Here is a 19,507-nt window from a genome sequence, read left to right as displayed (position 1 = left end):
AGCACCAGGCTAGATCCGCTGCGCCCAGAACTGCACCGGCGCCTGCGTGCGCGCCGTGCTTGCGCCCTCCATCAGTCGCTTGTCCCATCGATCGGCGTGGTTGAGCAACAGTTCGACGGCCTGCAGCAAAGCGGGCCCGCTGGCGTCAGCGTCCACCATCGGCAGATGCAGCACCGCCCGCCCCTGCTCGTCGAGACCCGCCCAGCCTCCCCCAAAACCGCCCCCCACCAGGTTGCCACGCAGCAGCAGCTGCCACCCTTCGCTTGAAAGCGCTGCGGCGTGCAGCGTGGTCGTGAGCAGCCAGCGGCCCTGCGCGGGCACATGTCGCATTTCAACCAGCCGGCTGCCATCGAACATCAGTCTGCAGCATCCCTGCGCGTCCAGACAAAGCGCCGGAATGCCAATGGCGGAACCCAGTTCAGTCAGCAGTTCAGCGGGAGAAGGACTAGGCATTTCAGGTGATCAAAAAATATTTGAAAAAGGATGGAACGATCCGGCAACACACGTTACTCATTCATTTTCCGTGCGGCGCACGAACGGGCGAACAAGCGAAAAAGCAGGCCACGCGAAGGCCGGTGGTGGCGTGTCTCCACGTCACGCATCGCCGCCATCGTTCATGTGCTTTACAGCTGCAGCAGGCGAGTTCAGGGTCCTGCTCACGAACACCTCGTTCACATCGCCCTCGCGACGATAGATGAACTGATCCGCCAACTGCTTCACGAAATGCACACCGAGTCCTCCAATGTCCCGCTCCTCGATATCGGCCCCTGTGTCCGCCGACTTGCGAGCGGTGGGATCGTAGGCGGGCCCATGATCGCGCAGCCAGGCCCGCAGATGCGCTGGCGCCTCGAACTCAATCGCCACGGCAACCGGCCCGCCGCGCCCTTGATAGGCATGCATCGCCACGTTGGTCAACAGCTCGTCGAGCATCAGAGAGAACGACGAAACGAGTGCCATCGATGCGCCCAGCCCCTCGGCCCACTCTTCCAGGCGCGCAAAGAACTGCGGCAATTCATCGACCGTTCCTTGCAGAGAACACGACATCTTGACCGAAGGATTCATGGGCGAAATGAAGATGGAAAATTCAAGAAGTTGATTGGCGAATCGACGATCTGGTTCACCATGCAATCAAATGTTGCGCGAGGCATTGTGGCATGAGGTACAGCAATTCGACCAGCCCCTCCTCCACTGCACAAGCCCCTCGCACCACATGGTCGGCCATGTTGGAAGCGGGCGGCGCGTGGTGGTTGATTCTCTGCGCGGGCGTGTTGCTTATCGCGGCGCTGATGCTGCGAATCCACAACGACGAAGTCAACGAGATCCAGCAATCGCGCGTCTCGCTCACCGTCGCGGAGCTGCAGGAATCGATCGAGACGGACATCGCGCTGGGCCTCGAACTGGCGGAGAACCGCTCGATCCAGAACCAACTCGAAGCCGCACTCTCGGCCGACCATTCTCTGCACGCCATCGAAGTCGTGAGCCGAAGCGGCGTCGCGCTCTTCAGTACTGACCGGGGTGCCATCGGCGAGCGCTGGCAGCCTGGTGTCGAACTTGCGGCAGCGGAAGGCGTGCGCAATGACCGGCGCTGGAGCGCCAACGTCGGCGGTGAAGTGGTGACCGGACAACTGCTTCACAACGCGTTCGGCGAAATCGTCGGACATGTCAGCGCCACATCCGCCGCACCGCCTTCGCGCCTGAGCATGAGCGCATTGCGCAACGCGATGCCGCTGTGGCTCGCCACAGCAATGACTCTGGCGCTGCTGAGCATTGCCGCCGCGCTGGCGACACGCTTGGCGCTGGCACCGCAACATCGTCATCTGCAAGTGGAGCAGACCGGCCCGCTGGCGGCAGCGGAGCAGCGCGCCGCATCGGTGCGCGAGCGCCTCGACGGCTGCCAGAGTCGGCTTGACGAAATGGAGGCGGCGGAATGAGCATCGCATCTTCGCCGCACCGTCATCCTTTGCGTGCTTCGCGCCGGCTGGGATGGGCAGGCCTGCTGCTGCTCGTGATCGCGAGCATGGTGCTTTGCGGCGTGACCTACCGTCTGCTCGACGATCTACGCGATGAAAGTGAATCCGCACGCTCCCAGTTGCTGGCGCAATCCGTGGCCAGGCGGGTGCAGCATGCCTTGAACGTGGGCGTGCCGCTGGAACGGCTGCAGGGCATGGACGAGTTTTTCATGCATCGTCTGAAGACGCACCCCGACATCCAGTCCATCTCGCTGACCGACGCCAAGGGCCAAGTGCTGTGGCAGTCGCGCACTGCAGACAGGCCACCATCGCCCACCGCAACGGCCAGCGTGCCCATTCTTCCCGGCAGTGACACCGGAGGGGCTCAAGCAACGCCCATCGCCAGTCTGCAACTGGCATTGCACGCGCGCAATGCCAGCGCGTTCGCCAAAGACGCTGCCATTCTGCTGGCTCCGATCATCCTATTGCTGTCCGCGCTGGCATGGCTTGCCGCACGGTACAGCGAGGCCGAAGGGTCTCTGCTGCGCAATCACGTGACGCGTCTGGCGATCCGTGCGATCCGCAATGGCCGCTTCGACAGCACATACACCATCATCGAGCGCCGCGAATTTGACCTGCGCGTGCAAACGCTGGGACATGCCACGCGCAACGTGCACGAAACGCTGACACGCGTGCGCCGTCTCATCTCTTCCCTGCGCATCACCGAGCCTCAGCAAGCACGCCGCGAACGCCTCGATCATCTGCTGCGCCACGCAGAAGGCCGTGACCACTTCGCGGAACACGGCCTGCTGCAGATCCGCGTGCTCGCCACGCAGGCTCAGGCATTCTGGATCTGTCTGCTGCTGTCGATCAGCGCCATGGCGATGGCGACGCTCTCCACAGGCGACATCGCCGCGACGTCGCTGCAGGCGGGTCTGCACGCCTGGCGTCTGCCGATTCTTCTGGCCAGCGCATGTGGCGGTGCGCTGCTCGCGCGCGCCTCGCACTGGAAGCCATTCTCGCTGCTGGCCACCGCCTGCGCCACGCTCATGGGGCTGGGCGCCGCCTGGGCATGCGGATTGCTCGAGCGCATGCATGCCAATGCCGATCTGTTCCTCATGCCCGTGGTCGGTGGACTGATCGCGGGAGTGGCGCTGCAGGCCTGCCAGCGCATGGCAAGCCAGCGCAGCAACAGCGCCATCGCCGCCGCACCGCACTGGTCCGGCGCCGCGCTGGGTGCATGGGGCGTCGCGATGGCCTGGATGGCGCCCGAGCTGGCAGCGGTCACGCAAAGCGCGTTCGGCGAACGCCTGGGAGCGGCGGCGCTTGCACTGCCCGCGCTCCATGCACTCGTGCTGCTCACGCAATGGAACGTGCCGCGCAGTCCGTGGCGTCATCCATCGCCTGCGCAAGCGCGTCCGACCACAGCCTTCCTGTCGCCATCCGCACTGGCGTTCACCGCAGTTGCCATGGCCGCCGTCAGCATCGATCACGGTGATGGAAATGGAAATGCGCTTCAATCTCTGGCCCGCTGCGCGCTGGGCATGGGCCTGCTCTGCGGCATCTTCACCGCGATGCCGCCACGCCGCAGCCTGATGTGCGCCCTCGCCATCGCGGCGGCCTTCGAAACGCTGGCGCACCTCATGGCAGCGCACATGACCACACAGTTCACGCTCTGCGCTGTAGCGTCACTGGCACTGGGTTGGTGCATGGGAAGCCTGCTCAAGTCGGAGCGCCGCCGCTGCGAATCGCCTGCACTGCACTGTCTGTTGTTCGCCGGCCTGGGCGCTGCACTGGCCACGCTGCTGGGCAGCCAGTCGCTGCCGCGCATCACGCTCACCCTGCTGATCACGGCGATGCTGGGCTGGAGCCTGTGGATGCTGCACAAGCGGCGCATGCGCAGCGATTCTGCGGCTGTCCATGCCGACACCGGAGGCGAAGATCATGCAGCTTAAACGGCGCATCCTGATCATCCTTCTGCTCGCCATGGCGCTGCTCGTGAGCGCGTTGACGTTGATGGGCTGGCTTGGCGAACGACGCTGGCAACAGCGATACAACGACGCGTTGCTGCAGAACCAGCGCATTGCATGGGACAAACTCCAGAGCGAGCAGCTCGAAGACCTTGAAGCCATCGCGCGGCGGCTGCTGCAGGATCCCGCCTTTGCCCAGGTGTATGACAGCGCCGCGCTGCAACGCATCGAATCGCTGCTCGCACGTACCATGCGCGAGAGCGGGCCCGGTATGCGCATCGACGTGCTTTCGCCGCGCGGCACCCTGCTGGCCACCACCGAAACGGCGCTGGATCCGCAACCCATGGCCGAGCACGGCTGGGTGCGCCGTGCTCACACGATGGACGAGGAAGTGCAGTCGCTGATCCAGCTCACTCCGCAACGCTATGAATGGGTGAAGGTCATCGGCTTCGACCACGGCGCCATCGCCATCGGCCGTGACGTCAGTCCCCATTTGAAGGGACTTGCTGACTATCTTGGTGGCCAGATCGCCATCGCCAACATGCGCGGCGTGCTCGCGATCGGCACCGACGCGCAGGCCATCGGCAGCCATCGCGGCGGCATTCCCGTGCGCAGCCAATTGGCCATTGTCGACAGTACGGGAGATGGCGCGGTGCAGGTCATCAGCCAGCCGCTGCTCAACATCGACAAGCGCTCCGTGGGTGCGCTGGTGTGGACGCAGGACGTCTCGCTCGCGCATCGCTCGGACCAAATCTTCAACGCTGCGACGCTGGCCGCCGCACTATGCTTCGCCGCAGCACTGGTGCTGGCCATCGCGCTCTACATGCGCCGCGCGATGGAGCCTCTCAAGCGCTCGGTGAACGTGTTGCGGGCGCTGGCCAACGGGCGCATTGACGCGGCGCTGGACGATGGAGACGAAGAGAGCGAGGACGAGGCAGGAGCCATCGCGCGCGGAGTGGTCGCGATCCGTTCGGAGCTGCTCAATCTCGAAACGCTGCGCCAGGAGCGCGTGCGCACCCGAGTGCAACAGGAACGCCTGATCCGCGACCAGCTGCGCACGCTGGCAGACAGCCTGGACCCGAACTCGCGCGACGAAATCCTGTCGGCGCTCGGAACGCAATCCGAGATTTCCGGTTCGTCCGCAATGTCGACGACTACCGGTGGCCACAACCAACTGGCCGAGCTCGCAGGCATTCTCGGCCGCATGTCCGGCCTTGTGAGCACGCAGCAGAACCGCCTTCTCAAGCTGCTGCGCGAACTGCAGGCATCCATGCAGACGCAGGCGCTGCTGGCAAGCCTGCAACAGGAGCTTGAAATCGCGCGGCAGATGCAGCTGTCCATCCTGCCGCGCACTGCACCGTTGATCCGCGAGGTGGAGATCGCAGCGACGATGATTCCCGCCAAGGAAGTGGGTGGCGATTTCTACGACTACTTCGCCATCGACGACGAGCACCTCGCCGTGGTGGTGGCCGATGTGTCCGGCAAGGGCATTCCGGCCGCCTTCTTCATGGCGATCTCACGCACGCTGCTCAAGAGCAACGCGCTGCATCACAAGACTCCGGGACGCACGATTTCCGCACTCAACGACCAGCTGTGCGCCGAGAACGACCAGATGATGTTCGTGACCGTTTTCTACGGTGTGCTGCATCTGCAAAGCGGCCGCTTCACCTACGTGAACGCGGGCCACAACCCGCCCGTGCGCGTGCGCAGCGGTCAAGCGGACTACTTCCCTTCGGGCCAGAACATGGCGCTTGCCGTGCTCGAGGAGCAGGACTATGGCGAAGGCGAAATGCAGCTGGACGTCGATGACACTCTGGTGTTCTATACCGACGGCGTGACGGAGGCCACCAACCACGACGGCGCGCTGTTCGGTGAACCAGCGCTGCTCGATGCGCTGCGGGGAGCTTCGACGCCCAGGCCCACGGCCCTGATTCCCCAGCAGCTCGTGCAGGCCGTGCGCGACTTCGAGGCCGGAGCCGCGCAGGCCGACGACATCACCGTCGTCGCGCTCACCTACCTGGGCAATGCGCCATGACGCAATGCCCGCACGAAGCGCAGAGTCACGCGTCCTGCATCCGCATCGCGCAGTTCCCCGACGCCGACATAGCCGTCGCGTCCAGCGGCGCACAGCGCCGCGAAGTCAGCGCTGTCGATGAGCCGTTCATCGCCCATGTCGAAGTGCGTTCCGCTTTGCAGGTCAATGCGCAGCACGTGGCGCTGCAGGCCGCCGATGTCGCCGGTCCAGCCGATGTGCATGCCAAGACGCATGAGGTTGTGCCGGCTGCGATGGTTGCGCAGCGACACCATGGCAAGGCAGTTGGGGCGCCCGTGGGCCTGCGACATGGCCAGGCGCACCGCCAGCAGCGTGCGCTGAAGTCCGTTGCCCCGCCACTGTGGAAGCACCATGCAGCTCGAAATGTGGGCGACCTTGTCGAGCAGCTCCGGCGCAAGGCCCACCACCGCACCGAGATGGCCTGCTTCACCGGATTGCGGAAAGCCGATCATCGAATAGGCGATCAGATGCTCGCCCTGAAATACCCCGATGGTCTGCCCGCGCGGGCCGACATGCGCCTCGAAGAAAGCACTCTCGTCATCCTCGCGCACGTAGACATCGGGGTCTGGCAGATCGCTCAGCACCTCGTCACGCAACGCGCTCCATTGAGGCTGGTCTTCCATCGTGAGCACACGTGTGGCGACCCGGGGAAGATGCGAAAAAGCGGCTGCTGGCGGCAGCAGTGGCGGCGGCATGTTGTGCACGTCAGTCGGTGTCAAAAGCTCTCCTGTCAATCTCTCTTGGCATGGGTTCTCAATGCCGGCTCCTCATCGCAAATCATATACATGCATGAGGCATTCACGCACAAGTATGTTTCGCCGCGATGGCTGACCATCCCATCATGGAAGTCCATCGCGTGACTTCCTTGCACCGCGGCGACACGCGCTCGTTTGCCACCATGGCCCCGCGCCTGCGCCGCGAGGCGTTGGCCTCCGCCGCCCTCTTCACCCTCATGCTGTTCGGCCTCTCGCTGTTGCTGATCGCATGGCGGTCCGAGCAGTTGCTGACCCAGTTGTCGCAGGAGCGCGTCACGCGCCTGCTGCAGCAGGTCACCAGCGATTCCGAGCGCAGCATGCGCTTCGGCGTGGGCCTCGCGGACCAGCAAGCCTTGCCCGGCCTGCTTGAACGAGTGCTCGCGCAAGAGACGCTGGCACGTGCGATCTGGGTGATATCGGATCGCGGCGAGCCACTGTCCAGCGCGGGGGATCCAACCCTTCAGCGGCTGGTGCAGCCAACGTGGACATCGGCGCTTTTGGCCTCGCCCACTGGTTCAGCGACGTCGATGCGCAACACGTCGAAAGCCGCGCTCATGGGCTCGCTCATGCGTGACGCGACCGGCGCGAATGCGGGCGTGGCCTGGCTGGCCTTCGACCTGCAGCCCATCCGCGAACAGGCGCGCGAGGCGACCTTCGCGGTCCTGCTGCGCAGCCTGCCGCTCGCAGTGATCACATTTGCCACGGTGTGGTGGGTGCTCCTGCGCTGGAGCACGCGCGCGCTGGAATCGCTGGAATCGCTCGAGTCCAGCGATGCCCAGCACGGCACAGCCCAACATCACGGCGGACTGCGGATGGGCTCCATCATCCTCGTCTGTTTGCTCGTGCTGTCCATCGCTCCGGCCGGCATGGTGTGGATCGCGCGGGAAGCGGCACGGCCTCTCGTGGCGCAACAGCTGGAGGACAACGCGGACGATGTCGCCCAGACGCTTGCCGGAGAGCTGGAGCGCGCACTGCGTCTGGGCATTCCATGGGTGCATCTGAATGGCGTGCAGGCATTGTTTGCACAGCAGCTCAAACATGCGCCCGAGCTCAGCTACATCGCCCTGAGCGCGGGGCATGGTGCACCTGAGCGCATCACCTGGAACAGCGCCGCGGGTGCCGAGCGGCAGTCCCCCGCAGATCTGCAAAGCAGAAGCGTCACCGTATCCGGCGCAGCGGAGAAGCTCGTCGTCGGCTACTCGCTCGATCATGTGAACGGACAGTTGCGCGGCATGATGATCGATCTGGTGCTGGCTTTCGTGATCGCCATCGTGCTCATGCGCGAACTCACGCGCGGGCTGTGGCGCAAGTCGTTGCTGCATCCGCTTTTGCAACACACTGAATCGCGCATCTGGCAACGCGTCCGAACGCTCTGGGGACGCACGCATGTCGTGCAGGCACAGGCGGCTGAAAACGATGCACGCCTTGCACAGGATTGCGTGTCGCAGCTGCGCGCGATGACGAGCGGCTCCGCTCCTCCATCCAGCCCGCCCCCGGGCGACACGCGTTCCGCCGCATGGGTTTCCGGGCAGCTCACGCTGCTGCGCCTCGCGGTATTCCTGATCGCCTTGTCCGAAGAACTGTTGCGGCCATTCTTCACCGTGTTCGCAAGCGAGCTGCAGACGGCCGACTCGCACCTGTCTCCCGCGATGGTGGCCGGCATGCCCGTGGCCGCATTCATGGCCACGCTCGCGCTCACCCAGGTTCTGGGCCCCAGCATCGCACGCCGCTTCGATCTGCGCTGGAGCCTGATGGCGGCGGCGCTGATCGGTGTGTGCGCGATGGCCGCCACCTCGCTCGCCCGCGACGTGAATTCGCTTGTGGCGCTTCGCGCATTGGCCGGCGTGGCCTACGGTCTCGGCTTCATCATCGCGCAGACGGCAGTGGTGCGCATCACGGCGACGCAGCGCAGGGCGCGCGGGCTCTCGGAGTTGTCCGCCGCCATCGTTGCAGCGGGCATCGTCGGACCACCATTCGGCGGCATGATCGCGGCGCGTGCCGGAGATGCCATGGGCTTTTTGGCTTGTGCACTGTGCCTCGTGGCGGCTGCGCTGGTCGCAATGCGGCTGTCGCTGCGCAGACAGGATGCGGACCAAGGCGGCGCCAAGGGGCTCACCACCACCGGCGGTTGGCGAGGCTACGTGGCGGTGCTGCGCGAGCCGCGTGCCATCCTGGTGATTCTGGGTGCCGCGCTGCCCGCACGTCTCGTGGCCGTCACTGTGCTGTCGGTGGTCGTGCCCCTCTACATGAGCGCGCTGCAGCAGCCACCCGCCGTCGCGGGCCGCGTGCTGCTGCTCTATTTCCTGTGCTTCGCCTGCACATCCACGCTGATCGCGCACTGGTCGGACCTCACCGGCCAGCGCAAGTCCTTCATCTATCTGGGCGGACTGCTCAGCGTTCTCGCCTGCATGTCGATGATGGTGTTCGACGGAGCCACCGGCATGGCGCTGTGCTGCGCGCTGCTGGGGTTTGGTCAGGCATTCCAGTCGGCTCCGCAGATTGCGCTGGCCACTGAAGTTTTCGAGCCCCGCGAAGGCGCATACGCATCTCCCGCCACGCCAGAGCAGGCACTCGCCGCATTCCGCTTCATGGAGCGCGCAGGCAGCATCGTGGCGCCATTCGTCACCGCCATCGCCATCACGATCTGGGGCTATGCGGGCGCAGTGCTCGCCGTGGGCCTGCTTGTCGGCGTGGCCACGCTTTGCATGATGGTTGGACTGCGCAGCCCCACACCCATCGCCATGCCTTCACTTTCCAGTCACCGCAGCCGCCGGGAGCCATCATGACTGCACAACACCCAGCCCCAGGATCAGCATCTCCTCCCTCGAGTCACGTCCGAGCATCGAGGGCCGCCACAGCCTTGCGCGTGGTGGTCGCCATAGTCGCTCTGGCGGGCTTTTCGGCCATCCCGACGATCGCGTCAGCCCAGACTCCGGCGAGCACGGCACCCGCGCGGGAGTTCACCATCGCCATGGTGCTGCCGCGCGACAGCCAGAACATCGAGACGGGGTTCACGAGTTACCTGAAACGCCAGGGCCTGCCGGTCCGCTATCTGCCCATCCGCTACTCCGGCAACGCACAGGACATTCCTGCTCTGCGCGAGCAGGTGCGCGAGATCCGGCCGGACCTGATCTACGCCTGGGGCACGCCGACCACGCTCGCGCTGGCCGGTCGGCACGACGCGAAGGACGGCATTCGCGACACGCCCATCGTGTTCACCGAAGTGACCGATCCGGTCGGTGCGGGCCTGATCCCATCGCTCGCAAAGCCCGAGCGGAACGTCACGGGCGTGAGCCATGTGGCTCCGCTGACGGTGCAGCTCAACGCGATCCGCGCCTACCGCCCGTTCAGCAAGCTGGGCTATGTGCACAACCCCGCCGAGCCCAACTCCCAGCTCATCCTGACGCAATGGCAGGAGCTGGCACGTCAACAGAAATTCGAGGTCGTCACCGCCACGTTGCCGCTCAAGGACAACGGTGAGCCCGACGCCAGCGGCATCACTCCCGCCGTCGAGAGCGTGGCCAAGCAAGGCGCCGACGTTCTCTACATCGGCCCGATCACCTATCTCGCCTACGCGCACCGAGACGAGGTCACCCAGGCGGCGCTGAACAACCAGTTGCCCACGTTCTGCGCCACCGAAAGCATCGTCCGTCAATCGGGATGCATGTTCGGCCTGTTCGCCAATGGCAACAACATCGGCGCGTTCGCGGGCTCCATGGCCAAGCGGATTCTGGTGGATGGCAAGAGCCCCGCCTCCATTCCCGCTTCCAGCCTGCAGCGCTTTTCACTGCTGATCAACATGCGCACCGCGAGCGCGCTCACGATGTATCCACCGATGCTGCTGCTGAATGTGGCGGAAGTGATCAACGCGCCGGCCGTGGCCGTGTCTCGGAGCACATCCAGCCGCTGAGAGCGTGTATGCGATCTCGGCGCGAGGCTTGCAGGATGCGGATCGGGATGGGCTGCAAGGCGCAAACCACAGCAATAGCTCGTGCTATTGCGAGGATTTGCAACGCGGCAGACCGCCCAAGGCAGCGCCTGCAAGACCGTGTGGGATCGTCAACACGCTCTGAGACACCTGCACGCCTCAATCCCGATTCTTGTTGACCAGTTGCGCAAGGTCGCGCAGATTGGCGATGAGGAAGGCTTCATTGACACGTGAGCTGTAACCCGCATCCTGCACCGCAGCCATGCCCTTCTCATACTGTGACTCGACACGCGTCTTGGCGTCCGCCAGGAAGTGACGCACGTCGTTCAGCAGATTGAAGCTCGTCCACTCGCTGGCGCCTTGCGTGCTCTTGAGCAGCTTGGCACCTTCGCTCAGCAGATAGCTCATGTCCCGGTCGTACTCGTACTGCACCTTGTCGACGCCTTCGCGCTCTTCAAAGTCCGTCATCATTCCGTCCCAGAAGTTGTCGAGACGTACTTTCACGGCCTTGGAGATTTCCATGTCCTTGGCCGTGGATGGGCTGGGCAGCGGCTCGTCGGTCTCATCTGGCTGACCCACTCCATAGGCATCCCAGGTTTTCTGATTCTGCTCGTTGGGGCTCAACTCGGCAGCCCCCGGCATCCGGCGCCCGACTTGCATCGACTGCGACGTCATTGGCATGCTCGACGCCTCCAGCAGACCTTCTTCCGGTGGGCAATTCGAGAGGGGTGGCAGGCCACAGGGAAACTGCGGTTTGACCAAAAGACCGGCCGTCAACTGATTGATGCAGCTGGTGATTTCATCTTCCATCATCATGCCGTACAGAAGCTGCTGAGCGGACTGCGCACTGATGTCCGCGCCCGCTCCCTGCACTTCCGAGAGGCCATGAATGATGTTCAAATTGCTGGGCCCTCTGGTGTTGTCGATGCTCATTCCGATCTCCTGATGCGATTGGTATTGGGAACTCAGATGGTCTGATGACGGCGGCGCGCCACGGCTGCGCCCAATGCACCCAGAGTCGAGCGCACGCTGAAGCTGCTGCTGTGTTTGGCGTCGCGTTGCACCTGTTCCATATCGGCCGCGAAGCGTGAGCGCACTTCGGCCAATTGCTCCGGAGTCAACAGGCTTTCCAGATAGGCGCGAGAGATGGTCGCAGGCAGGCCTCGCTGCGCGCGCATGCGCTGCGCCGTCTCCAGCGCCTGAAGGGCCTCATCTATGGCTTGCTGCGCCTCGTGCGAGAGCCGAGCAGAAGTTGAACGCTCCATTGGACAGTCTCTTGTGTAAAAAAGGGTAGACCGTGGACCGCACATGCGTTCGGCATGCTGGTCGGGTCATACACGGTGAGTAACCGTGCATGCCTTTGCGTTCCAATCCAATGAAGTCCTGCTCAGCAAAGATGAAAAAAGAGAGTGGGTTGTCAGCCCCGCAATTCAAGCAGCCTTCTGCACCACGCCCTTGAGCGTGTCGCCCAGTTCCTTGACCACCGTGCTCTGCACCTGGGTCATCATGGTCCACTGCTGCAATTGCTGCTGGACTTCCAGCATGGTGGCCGTGCTGACGTTCGACTCATTCTGCAAACCTTCCAGTCGGCTTCTCAGCCCCGCTTCAAGATTGTTGCTCGCCGAGCCCAGCGCGTTGGCAATGGAACTGAAGGTCAAACCACTGATTGATGACATTTCGCTCTCCTATTCAGGTTTCAAAAAGACCGTGAGCCTCAGGCCCCGGCAAGGTTGGTGGCGCGAGCCACAATTTGTAGTACTTCCCGCGATGCTTGGCAAGCGGCCAACAGCTCGCTGTATTGTGAAAAATCCTTACTGGGCACTCCGCGATCCAGCGTCTGCTTGAGTCGCAACTCCAGCGCGCCGATCCGGGCAAGTGCAGCAGCGCGCACTTCGGCCGCAGCCGGACCGGCGAGTCCGGCCTCCAGCTCGCTCAGCGCGGGCATCTGCGACTGCTGCAGTGCGGGCGGCAATATCAGGTTCGTCTTCATGTTCATCCCATGGGTTGGCCCATCACGTCGGCACACCACATCAGCGCGCCAACACCAGTGTGCGCGGCCCGGCAAAGGTCAGCCGATCGGGCTCCACGGACTCAAGCCGCCAGCCACCACGCTGCCCTCCCACTTGCAGCACCGTCCCGTCACCAATCACCACATAGGGGTTGCCGCCGCCCACCACGCTGCGCACCTTGAACGGCAATGGCGCAGCGCTTACATGGATCAGCCGCTGCACTGGCGCACCCACTGCACGTGACGACTCCGAGACGGCCAGTTCCTGCACTTGCAAAGTGAAAGGCAAATCGGCCAACGGATTGTCACTGCGCGCCAGCAGGTTTTCAAGGCGCGGGCGCTCGCGCGGGTCGAGGGGCAGCGACACGCGCATGCGCCCATCACGCCACTCCGCCATGGCACCGGAGAAGCCGGCATTTTCAAGCCACCGCCGCAGCGCCTCGCCTTGCGATGCCGCCATGCGCAAGCCGTCGCTGACGAGCAAGGATTTGGGCATCAGCGCACGCACCGCCTGCAACGCGTGTTCGCGTGCGGCGCTGTCCGTCACCAATCCCTGCATCTGCAATTGCCCATCGGCACCCAGTTCGAAAGCCGCCTGGCGCACGCCTGCAATACGCGCCGCCTCCAGCAGTTCATCACGCAGATCGGCCACGTTGCGCACCGCCAGTTGCGGCAGTGGGCGCAGCACCGCAAGCTTCTCGGCCAACTGATCCAACTGGGCCACATTCGCCACCCAACCGGCGACGCGGATGCGACCATCAGCCAGCGGCTCCACCAGCATCTTCGGCGCCGGGCTCACACCCTGGATCAGACGCTGCGCCTCGCTCACCAGTTGCTGCTGCGCCTTGGCATCGATCGCTGGCTGCTGCAGCGCCGTTGGCACCGGCGCAGGCCCCGCGCCACGCAGCACACTCCACAGAACCGGCACCAACAAAACCAACAAGGCCAACGCGATGAACAACCACACCGGCACCCGCTTGCCTGCACTGTTCGCAGTTTGTGCGGACCCCTTCGGCTCAGCGCCGGCCGCAGTCTTCAGTGGCGACCGCACCACCGCATCCTGCGCATCGGCTTGCGGTGTCTGCACGGCTTCAGCTTCAGCGCCCTCGGTGGCTGTCGCGGACTGGCTCGCCTTGGCGGTGGCACGCTGCGCTTGTGCCTGCTGCCAAGGACTTTCAGGCTGGCACACCGTCAGCGCCACATCGCCAAGATAGGCCACGCTGCCCAGCGCATGGCTGTCGCCTTCGGCTGGCAGCTCTTGCGCCGAAGGCTTTTCGGCACTCAGTCGCCACAGCCCCGCGTGCAACCACAGCCACGCGACGATGTCATCGCCGATGCCCATGTCGGTGAGCACCAGATCGCACAAATCACCGCCGCCAATGCTCTCGCCGCCGCTGACGGGAACACGTGCGCCAGCATGGCGACCACTCAACACACGCAACTCCACCATGTCACTCATGACGTCCTCCGTGCTGCGACGTGGACACCACGACCACGCAGTTTCCGCGTGCTTTCACCACACATGTTCCATACAATGCGGCGAACCCATCTTCCAAACTCTCAGTACTGCTCATTCCCGAAGGATCGCTTTCATGAATCTCGAACAAGAACGCCGCGAAGACCTGTTGATCGTACGTCCCCGTGGCCGTCTGGACAGCAGCAGTGCCCCTGAGATGGAGCGACTCATCACCGAGCAACTGGACACCGGCACACAACGCCTGGTGCTGGACTTCACCAGCCTCGACTACATCAGCTCCGCAGGTCTGCGCGTGGTGTTGTTGGCAGGCAAGAAGCTGCGTGCAAGCAAGGGCAAGATGGTGCTCGTCGGCCTGCAGGACATGGTGCGCGAGGTGTTCGAGATGAGCGGTTTCCTGACGCTGTTTGCGGTTGCGCCCACGCTGGAGGAAGGCATCACCAAGGTTTGATCGCCGCCGACCTGCACAGGCAAGCGCATGCCTGTGCCGGCGAGCCGGCAGTCGGGTGATGAGGGCCGGGCAGCGCATCACAAGTCGATCCTCGCCAGCGGCTGAATATTGATTTCCTGCGTGAGCTCCTGATAGCTCAGCACCGGCAGCTCATACAGGTCCTGCTCGATCATCTTGCGCAGATAGCGTCGGATGTCCATCGATGTCAGCAGCACCGGCCGCTGCGCACTGGCACCCAGATCTCCCACTGCGCGCTTGATGTTGTCCACCAGTTGCTTGCCGACCGCCGGGTCCAGCGCGAGATAGCTGCCCGCAGACGTCTGGCGCACGGCTGCGCGCACCGTGTCCTCCACGTTGGGCGCAAGCAGGTACGCCGCGAGCACGTTCTGGCCGCTGGAATACTTGTGGCTGATGTGGCGCTTGAGTGAGGAGCGCACATATTCGGTGAGCAGCACGGAGTCCTTTTCCTTCTGCCCCCACTCGATCAATGCCTCCAGAATCGCGCGCAGGTTGCGCACCGAAATGTCTTCGGACACCACACGCTGCAGGATTTCCGCGATCTTCTGGATCGGCAGCACGCGCGTCACTTCCTTGACCAGATCCGGGAAGCGGTTCTCCATCGCCGTGAGCAGGAAGCGCGTTTCCTGAATGCCGAGGAAATCCCCCGAATACTTCTTGAGCACGAACGCAAGGTGGTACGTCAGCACCTCGTTGGTGTCCATGAAAGGAATGCCCGCCTTCTGCATCGACTCCCTCGAACTCTCGGGCGTCCAGACGGTTGAGATATGCGGCAGAAAGTCGCGATCCGTCTCATACGGAATCTGCAGCGCATCGAGATTCGAAAGGTTCTCGCGCACCAGCAGATAGCCGGGGCGCAAACGCCCTTGCGATACTGGCACTTCGGAGAGCATGAGCTGATAGGCCTCGTCCGGCAGCGAATCATTGAAGCGCAGCTGGATGCCGGGAAAGGGCACGCCCAGATCGAAGTACAGAGCACGCCGAATCTTGAGCAGCGACTCGTTGAGGATCTCCGCATCGAACGCCTTCTGCAAATGCGAGGACACATCCATCAGCAGCGGCACCGTCGGAGCGAACTCTTCGGAGCCGTCGACCGCTTTCTTCCTCGGCTTCTCGCCAGCGGCAGCCATGGCGGGCACCTCGGTCAACTCGCCCGTCTTCTCATCCACCACCTTGCGCGTGCTGCGCATGATCACAAAGCCGATGCCACCGATCACTACCGCGAGTGTCAGGAAGACGGCAATCGGCATGCCGGGAATCATCCCCATGCCCAGCGCCACCGCAGCAGCGATCAGCAATGCGCGCGGCTGCGCCAGCACCTGCTGACCGATGTCCTTGCCCACGTTGGAGGGGCCACCGTCGCCGGTCTGCACGCGCGTGACGATCATGCCCGCGCAGATCGCGATGAACAGTGCCGGAATCTGCGCGATCAGGCCGTCGCCGATGGTCAGCACGGAATATTGCTTGGCCGCATCGGCCGCCGTCATGCCGCGCTGCATGGTGCCGATCACGATGCCGCCCAGCAGGTTCACTGCCACGATGATCAGGCCGGCAATCGCGTCGCCCTTCACGAACTTCATCGCGCCGTCCATCGCGCCATAGAGCTGGCTTTCCTTCTCGACAATGCCGCGGCGGCGCTTGGCCTCCTCCATGTCGATGGTGCCCGCGCGCATGTCGCCGTCGATAGACATCTGCTTGCCCGGCATCGCGTCGAGCGAGAAACGCGCCGCCACTTCGGCCACGCGCTCCGCGCCCTTGGTGATCACCACGAACTGCACGATGGTCAGGATCAGGAACACCACCAGACCCACCACCAGATTGCCGCCGACCACGAAGTTGCCGAAGGTGTAGATGATGTGTCCCGCATCTCCCTGCAGCAGAATCAGGCGCGTGGTCGCGATCGAGATGCCTAGCCGAAACAGCGTGGTCACCAGCAGCACCGACGGAAACGACGAAAACGCCAGCGGCGACGGCAGGTACATGGCCACCATCAGCAAGATGGCCGAGATCGTCATGTTGATGCCGATGAGCGCATCCACCAGCCAGGTCGGCAGTGGCAGGATCATCATGAAGATCACCGCCACGAGGAAGAACGCCAGGATCAGGTCGTTGCGGCTGGTGATGAGCTGCACGGCACGCTGTGCACGGGCTCCGAAGGTGGCAGTGGCTTGGGTCATGGTCAGCGAGTGGCGGCCCGAGATTCGGAGTCTTGTGTTGTGTCTGCGGAATCGGCCGGTCGCATGGCGACAAACGCGCGCATCGCGCTGGCCGCCTCTTCATGGCGACCAAGCGCTTGCAGCGCCTGTCCGCGCACCAGATGGAAGGTCGCGTCCATGGCGCCCAGAATGGCAAGGCGGTCCAGCGTGTCCAGCGTGCGCTGCGGCTTGGCGGCCCGCAGCTGCGCCACGGCCAGCGTCATCAGCACCCGGGGTTGTTCGGGCTGCAGCACATCGCGCGCAGCCGCCAGCACGGCGGCCTTGTCCGGCAGGCCGTTCTGCAGATAGATGTAGGCCAGCAGGTCCATGAGCTCCAGCTCCACGGCTTCACGGTCGCGAGCCCTCGTGGCGGGCTCCGGCGACTCGGCCCGGCTCACAGGGTCTGTGGCATCGCTCACATCGCTCAAATCGCTCATCGCACTCATCCCTGATACAGAGCACTGCGATACATCGTCACCAGTTCACGCAGGCTCACTTCATCGGCAAGCAGGCGCGTGGCGCGATTGAGCACGCGCAGCTGCTCCTCGGAGCCCTCCCCACCATCAGCCCGCTGCGCCGCGGCATTCTTGATGCGATCCAGGGCGCCGGTTAGCGCCTGCCCGAACTTCACCGGAACCAGCAGATCACGATCCACCATGCTCGGGCGCAGCGACGACGAGATCGCATCGTCGAGCGTCTGGCGTTCCAGCAGCAACGAGAGCTGGGCACGAATCTCGCTGTCGGGCGGCGCGGAGAGCGAGCGCTCTGGCAGGCTCATGTCAGCCTGATCACGCGTATAGGTGATGCTCTCGATACCCTTGTCAAAGTTCAGGCCCTGACTGCCTGGGGTGATCTTGTTCATGGCGCGTGACGTCCTCGGTGGGCGGGTTGACGAATGAATGGGCCAGAAGGAATGACCGGGAAAGGAGATCAGAAATCCGGCTGCATAGCGAATGAGTAACCAACGCACCGCACTAGTTCCATCCCGCCGTGAAATCCTTGCACACCCGCATCACTTCACGCGTGAGCCACCGTCGACTGGTGCCATTGGCGCAAAAAGTCATAGCAATCACTGATCGCCCGAGCGGTCACCTCATCCTGCGGCAGGCGCGTGCCCAGCACCAGCCAATGGCCCGCAGGCGTCGCACGCAAACCCACTTGCAACGGATGCCTCGCACTGCGGATCGAGGCCGCCGCACGCATCTGCTCCAGCAGCGTGCGTTCCATGTCATAGCGCAGCGGCTGCGACCACAGCACCAGCACATCGTGCTCGGACTGCACCACGCCGAGCAGACTCTCATCGCCCATGCGGAACTGCACCTCGTCGCCCGAACCCAGCTCCGCCGCGTCCAGCCCTACCTCGTGGCAAAAATCTGCCAGCGCCTGTTGAAAGTTAGCCATCACTCACCTTCCTCTTCACGTTCAATTGCCTTGTCCAGCGCGTCCTGCAGGGCATTGAACACGCCCTGGCGCTGATCGGCGTCGACAAAGACGCGCTCGGGCATGCTGCGCATCAACGACTTCAGGCCGGTCAACATGTGGATCTGCGCCTCGGTCGTGCGTGCGCCCTGCTTTTCAACCAGCGTCGCAAAGCGCGAGCCGGCCACCCATTTCTCCGAACTCAGCGTCACCAGCTCCTTCGTCAGCGCCACGGCATCGCCGCCCAAGGAGCCATGCCGACCCGCCAGTTGCGTGAACAACTCCTTGGCCGAATCAAGCACCGTGGCCACCACGCGCAGGTGGTAGAGATCCTGGATCAGGTTCTGCAGCCGCGTGGGATCGCAGGAGCTGCGCGCTGCCGCCACGTCCTGCCCCAATGCCTTGATGAGCCGGTCCATGCCCACCGCGAAATCCTTGGGGCCCAAGCGCGAGAGCGCAAGCGACAGCGTGCCCACCAACGTGGGCTCGCCCAGCACGATGTCGGTGTAGGTCTGCTGAAACTCCTGCAGCTCCTCCTTGGAGCCCATGCCTTCGCTGGCCGCGCCCAGGGTGTTGAGGTCGGCGCGAATCTGCGGACCGGCCTCCATATCGAGGTCATCGAGCGCCTCGCGAATGGCGTCCAGCACCTCGCCATCCGCGCCCTCTTCCTCGCCCTTGTTCAGCGCATATTGCAGCGCCAGAAACTGGTCCGACGCGCGCCCGAACTTCTGGCGCGCCAGCCGCCCGGGGTCTTGCCGCCCAGCCAGCAACAGGTGGGCGAACATCGCCTCTTCCTCGGCGTTCTCGAAGGTGCCCGAGGCTTCCATGCACTCGGCCACCTCGTTCTTGTTCATGCGCTCGAGCGAGCGCATGGTGTCCTTCTTGCGCTCGGCTGCGTTCTTCGACTCGGCCTTGGACGAGTTGAACAGACTCAGCTCCTCGGCCGACTCCGTGATCAGCATGGCCTCGTCTTCCACCTCGATCAACTGCCCCTCGAACTCGCCACGGCCGCGCGCGCCCCCACCACGGTCAAGGCCACGGGCATTGTCGCCCTGGGCTGCGTAATTGGAGAAACCTTCGATTTTGGACATGGTGCGGCTCAATGAAGCTCTGTTCAGCCCACTTGGTAACGCGCGAGGAGATCCAGTTCCATGTCCAGTCCAGTCCAGTCCAGTCCAGTCCATGGCATCCGAGCACAAGGCACCCGGACCGCTCATTCACAGAAATTTTCCGGGCGCATGGAACTCGTCGCAGATGGCGGTTACTTACCCATCAATCGAGCAACAC

Annotated in this window: 19 protein-coding genes; 6 read left to right on the top strand and 13 right to left on the bottom strand. The window is 63.8% G+C overall.

Going from position 1 to position 19,507, the window contains the following annotated elements; genetic code table 11:
- Window positions 1-9 precede the first annotated feature (9 nt).
- Window positions 10-453, bottom strand: coding sequence for a type III secretion system chaperone (locus ISG32_RS15225; protein ID WP_194771857.1), 444 nt, complete (start codon window positions 451-453; stop codon window positions 10-12).
- Between the two features lie 141 nt (window positions 454-594).
- Complete coding sequence (locus tag ISG32_RS15220; RefSeq protein ID WP_194771856.1) at window positions 595-1,062, bottom strand: ATP-binding protein; 468 nt, start codon at window positions 1,060-1,062, stop codon at window positions 595-597.
- 92 nt (window positions 1,063-1,154) lie between these two features.
- On the opposite strand from ISG32_RS15220, the gene ISG32_RS15215 reads away from it, so the two are divergent.
- Genes ISG32_RS15215 through ISG32_RS15205 form a run of 3 tightly spaced genes read left to right on the top strand, consistent with a single transcriptional unit; the run spans window position 1,155 to window position 5,954 of the window.
- Complete coding sequence (locus ISG32_RS15215; protein WP_194771855.1) at window positions 1,155-1,931, top strand: hypothetical protein; 777 nt, start codon at window positions 1,155-1,157, stop codon at window positions 1,929-1,931.
- A complete protein-coding gene (locus tag ISG32_RS15210; RefSeq protein WP_194771854.1) occupies window positions 1,928-3,904 on the top strand; it encodes a hypothetical protein in 1,977 nt (658 codons plus the stop codon). The genes ISG32_RS15215 and ISG32_RS15210 overlap by 4 nt, the downstream gene beginning before the upstream one ends.
- Complete coding sequence (locus tag ISG32_RS15205; protein WP_194771853.1) at window positions 3,894-5,954, top strand: PP2C family protein-serine/threonine phosphatase; 2,061 nt, start codon at window positions 3,894-3,896, stop codon at window positions 5,952-5,954. Before ISG32_RS15210 ends, ISG32_RS15205 begins: the two co-directional genes overlap by 11 nt.
- Here the strand turns inward: ISG32_RS15205 and ISG32_RS15200 are convergent.
- Window positions 5,933-6,691: a GNAT family N-acetyltransferase gene (locus ISG32_RS15200; RefSeq protein WP_194771852.1), complete on the bottom strand. Its 759-nt coding sequence runs from the start codon at window positions 6,689-6,691 to the stop codon at window positions 5,933-5,935. The genes ISG32_RS15205 and ISG32_RS15200 overlap by 22 nt on opposite strands.
- Before the next feature lie 137 nt (window positions 6,692-6,828).
- On the opposite strand from ISG32_RS15200, the gene ISG32_RS15195 reads away from it, so the two are divergent.
- Window positions 6,829-9,513, top strand: a complete 2,685-nt coding sequence (locus ISG32_RS15195) for an MFS transporter (RefSeq protein ID WP_194771851.1) — start codon at window positions 6,829-6,831, stop codon at window positions 9,511-9,513.
- A gap of 80 nt (window positions 9,514-9,593) precedes the next feature.
- On the top strand, window positions 9,594-10,637 hold the full coding sequence (locus ISG32_RS15190) for an ABC transporter substrate-binding protein (protein ID WP_194771850.1): 1,044 nt from the start codon (window positions 9,594-9,596) through the stop codon (window positions 10,635-10,637).
- A 177-nt stretch (window positions 10,638-10,814) separates the two neighbouring features.
- Here ISG32_RS15190 and ISG32_RS15185 read toward each other — a convergent pair whose 3' ends face one another.
- From ISG32_RS15185 to sctD, 5 genes are all read right to left on the bottom strand, one after another.
- Window positions 10,815-11,588, bottom strand: coding sequence for a hypothetical protein (locus tag ISG32_RS15185; RefSeq protein WP_194771849.1), 774 nt, complete (start codon window positions 11,586-11,588; stop codon window positions 10,815-10,817).
- A gap of 32 nt (window positions 11,589-11,620) precedes the next feature.
- Window positions 11,621-11,920, bottom strand: a complete 300-nt coding sequence (locus ISG32_RS15180; protein WP_194771848.1) for a hypothetical protein — start codon at window positions 11,918-11,920, stop codon at window positions 11,621-11,623.
- Between the two features lie 165 nt (window positions 11,921-12,085).
- Entirely contained in the window at window positions 12,086-12,331 is a 246-nt protein-coding gene (locus ISG32_RS15175) for an EscF/YscF/HrpA family type III secretion system needle major subunit (RefSeq protein WP_194771847.1), read from the bottom strand.
- A 38-nt stretch (window positions 12,332-12,369) separates the two neighbouring features.
- The gene (locus tag ISG32_RS15170; RefSeq protein WP_194771846.1) at window positions 12,370-12,645 is read right to left on the bottom strand and encodes a hypothetical protein; all 276 of its coding nucleotides are present in this window, start codon (window positions 12,643-12,645) and stop codon (window positions 12,370-12,372) included.
- Window positions 12,646-12,685: 40 nt separating this feature from the next.
- Window positions 12,686-14,122, bottom strand: a complete 1,437-nt coding sequence (gene sctD / locus ISG32_RS15165; RefSeq protein WP_194771845.1) for a type III secretion system inner membrane ring subunit SctD — start codon at window positions 14,120-14,122, stop codon at window positions 12,686-12,688.
- Window positions 14,123-14,255: 133 nt separating this feature from the next.
- On the opposite strand from sctD, the gene ISG32_RS15160 reads away from it, so the two are divergent.
- Window positions 14,256-14,588 (top strand): STAS domain-containing protein, encoded by a 333-nt coding sequence (locus ISG32_RS15160; RefSeq protein ID WP_194771844.1) that lies wholly within the window; start codon window positions 14,256-14,258, stop codon window positions 14,586-14,588.
- A gap of 77 nt (window positions 14,589-14,665) precedes the next feature.
- On the opposite strand, the gene sctV is transcribed toward ISG32_RS15160, so the two are convergent.
- The 5 genes from sctV to sctW all read right to left on the bottom strand — a co-directional run bounded on the left by sctV (window position 14,666) and on the right by sctW (window position 19,311).
- The gene (gene sctV, locus ISG32_RS15155) at window positions 14,666-16,783 is read right to left on the bottom strand and encodes a type III secretion system export apparatus subunit SctV (RefSeq protein ID WP_194771843.1); all 2,118 of its coding nucleotides are present in this window, start codon (window positions 16,781-16,783) and stop codon (window positions 14,666-14,668) included.
- Between the two features lie 2 nt (window positions 16,784-16,785).
- Window positions 16,786-17,238, bottom strand: coding sequence for a type III secretion apparatus assembly chaperone SctY (sctY, locus tag ISG32_RS15150; protein ID WP_228529835.1), 453 nt, complete (start codon window positions 17,236-17,238; stop codon window positions 16,786-16,788).
- Window positions 17,239-17,243: 5 nt separating this feature from the next.
- The gene (sctX, locus tag ISG32_RS15145) at window positions 17,244-17,663 is read right to left on the bottom strand and encodes a type III secretion apparatus assembly protein SctX (RefSeq protein ID WP_194771842.1); all 420 of its coding nucleotides are present in this window, start codon (window positions 17,661-17,663) and stop codon (window positions 17,244-17,246) included.
- A 155-nt stretch (window positions 17,664-17,818) separates the two neighbouring features.
- Window positions 17,819-18,202 carry a type III secretion system chaperone family protein gene (locus ISG32_RS15140; protein ID WP_194771841.1) on the bottom strand — a complete coding sequence of 128 codons (384 nt, stop codon included), beginning with the start codon at window positions 18,200-18,202 and terminating at the stop codon, window positions 17,819-17,821.
- Entirely contained in the window at window positions 18,202-19,311 is a 1,110-nt protein-coding gene (gene sctW / locus ISG32_RS15135; protein ID WP_194771840.1) for a type III secretion system gatekeeper subunit SctW, read from the bottom strand. The genes ISG32_RS15140 and sctW overlap by 1 nt, the downstream gene beginning before the upstream one ends.
- Between the last annotated feature and the right edge of the window lie 196 nt (window positions 19,312-19,507).

The sequence above is a fragment of the Diaphorobacter caeni genome (assembly GCF_015354245.1).
In the GTDB taxonomy this organism is placed as follows: Bacteria; Pseudomonadota; Gammaproteobacteria; order Burkholderiales; family Burkholderiaceae_C; genus Diaphorobacter_A; species Diaphorobacter_A caeni.
Note: the sequence above shows the minus strand (reverse complement) of the source record. Positions and strands in the feature narration are given on the sequence as shown.

What these genes read in the sequence shown, in the direction of transcription:
- ISG32_RS15210 (WP_194771854.1), top strand. Translation starts at nt 1,928, where the DNA reads ATGAGCATCGCATCTTCGCCGCACCGTCATCCTTTGCGTGCTTCGCGC.
- ISG32_RS15140 (WP_194771841.1), bottom strand. Translation starts at nt 18,202, where the DNA reads ATGGCTAACTTTCAACAGGCGCTGGCAGATTTTTGCCACGAGGTAGGG.
- sctV (WP_194771843.1), bottom strand. Translation starts at nt 16,783, where the DNA reads ATGACCCAAGCCACTGCCACCTTCGGAGCCCGTGCACAGCGTGCCGTG.
- sctY (WP_228529835.1), bottom strand. Translation starts at nt 17,238, where the DNA reads ATGAGCGATTTGAGCGATGTGAGCGATGCCACAGACCCTGTGAGCCGG.
- ISG32_RS15180 (WP_194771848.1), bottom strand. Translation starts at nt 11,920, where the DNA reads ATGGAGCGTTCAACTTCTGCTCGGCTCTCGCACGAGGCGCAGCAAGCC.
- sctD (WP_194771845.1), bottom strand. Translation starts at nt 14,122, where the DNA reads ATGAGTGACATGGTGGAGTTGCGTGTGTTGAGTGGTCGCCATGCTGGC.
- ISG32_RS15160 (WP_194771844.1), top strand. Translation starts at nt 14,256, where the DNA reads ATGAATCTCGAACAAGAACGCCGCGAAGACCTGTTGATCGTACGTCCC.
- ISG32_RS15170 (WP_194771846.1), bottom strand. Translation starts at nt 12,645, where the DNA reads ATGAAGACGAACCTGATATTGCCGCCCGCACTGCAGCAGTCGCAGATG.
- ISG32_RS15205 (WP_194771853.1), top strand. Translation starts at nt 3,894, where the DNA reads ATGCAGCTTAAACGGCGCATCCTGATCATCCTTCTGCTCGCCATGGCG.
- ISG32_RS15215 (WP_194771855.1), top strand. Translation starts at nt 1,155, where the DNA reads ATGAGGTACAGCAATTCGACCAGCCCCTCCTCCACTGCACAAGCCCCT.
- ISG32_RS15225 (WP_194771857.1), bottom strand. Translation starts at nt 453, where the DNA reads ATGCCTAGTCCTTCTCCCGCTGAACTGCTGACTGAACTGGGTTCCGCC.
- ISG32_RS15185 (WP_194771849.1), bottom strand. Translation starts at nt 11,588, where the DNA reads ATGAGCATCGACAACACCAGAGGGCCCAGCAATTTGAACATCATTCAT.
- ISG32_RS15220 (WP_194771856.1), bottom strand. Translation starts at nt 1,062, where the DNA reads ATGAATCCTTCGGTCAAGATGTCGTGTTCTCTGCAAGGAACGGTCGAT.
- ISG32_RS15175 (WP_194771847.1), bottom strand. Translation starts at nt 12,331, where the DNA reads ATGTCATCAATCAGTGGTTTGACCTTCAGTTCCATTGCCAACGCGCTG.
- sctW (WP_194771840.1), bottom strand. Translation starts at nt 19,311, where the DNA reads ATGTCCAAAATCGAAGGTTTCTCCAATTACGCAGCCCAGGGCGACAAT.
- sctX (WP_194771842.1), bottom strand. Translation starts at nt 17,663, where the DNA reads ATGAACAAGATCACCCCAGGCAGTCAGGGCCTGAACTTTGACAAGGGT.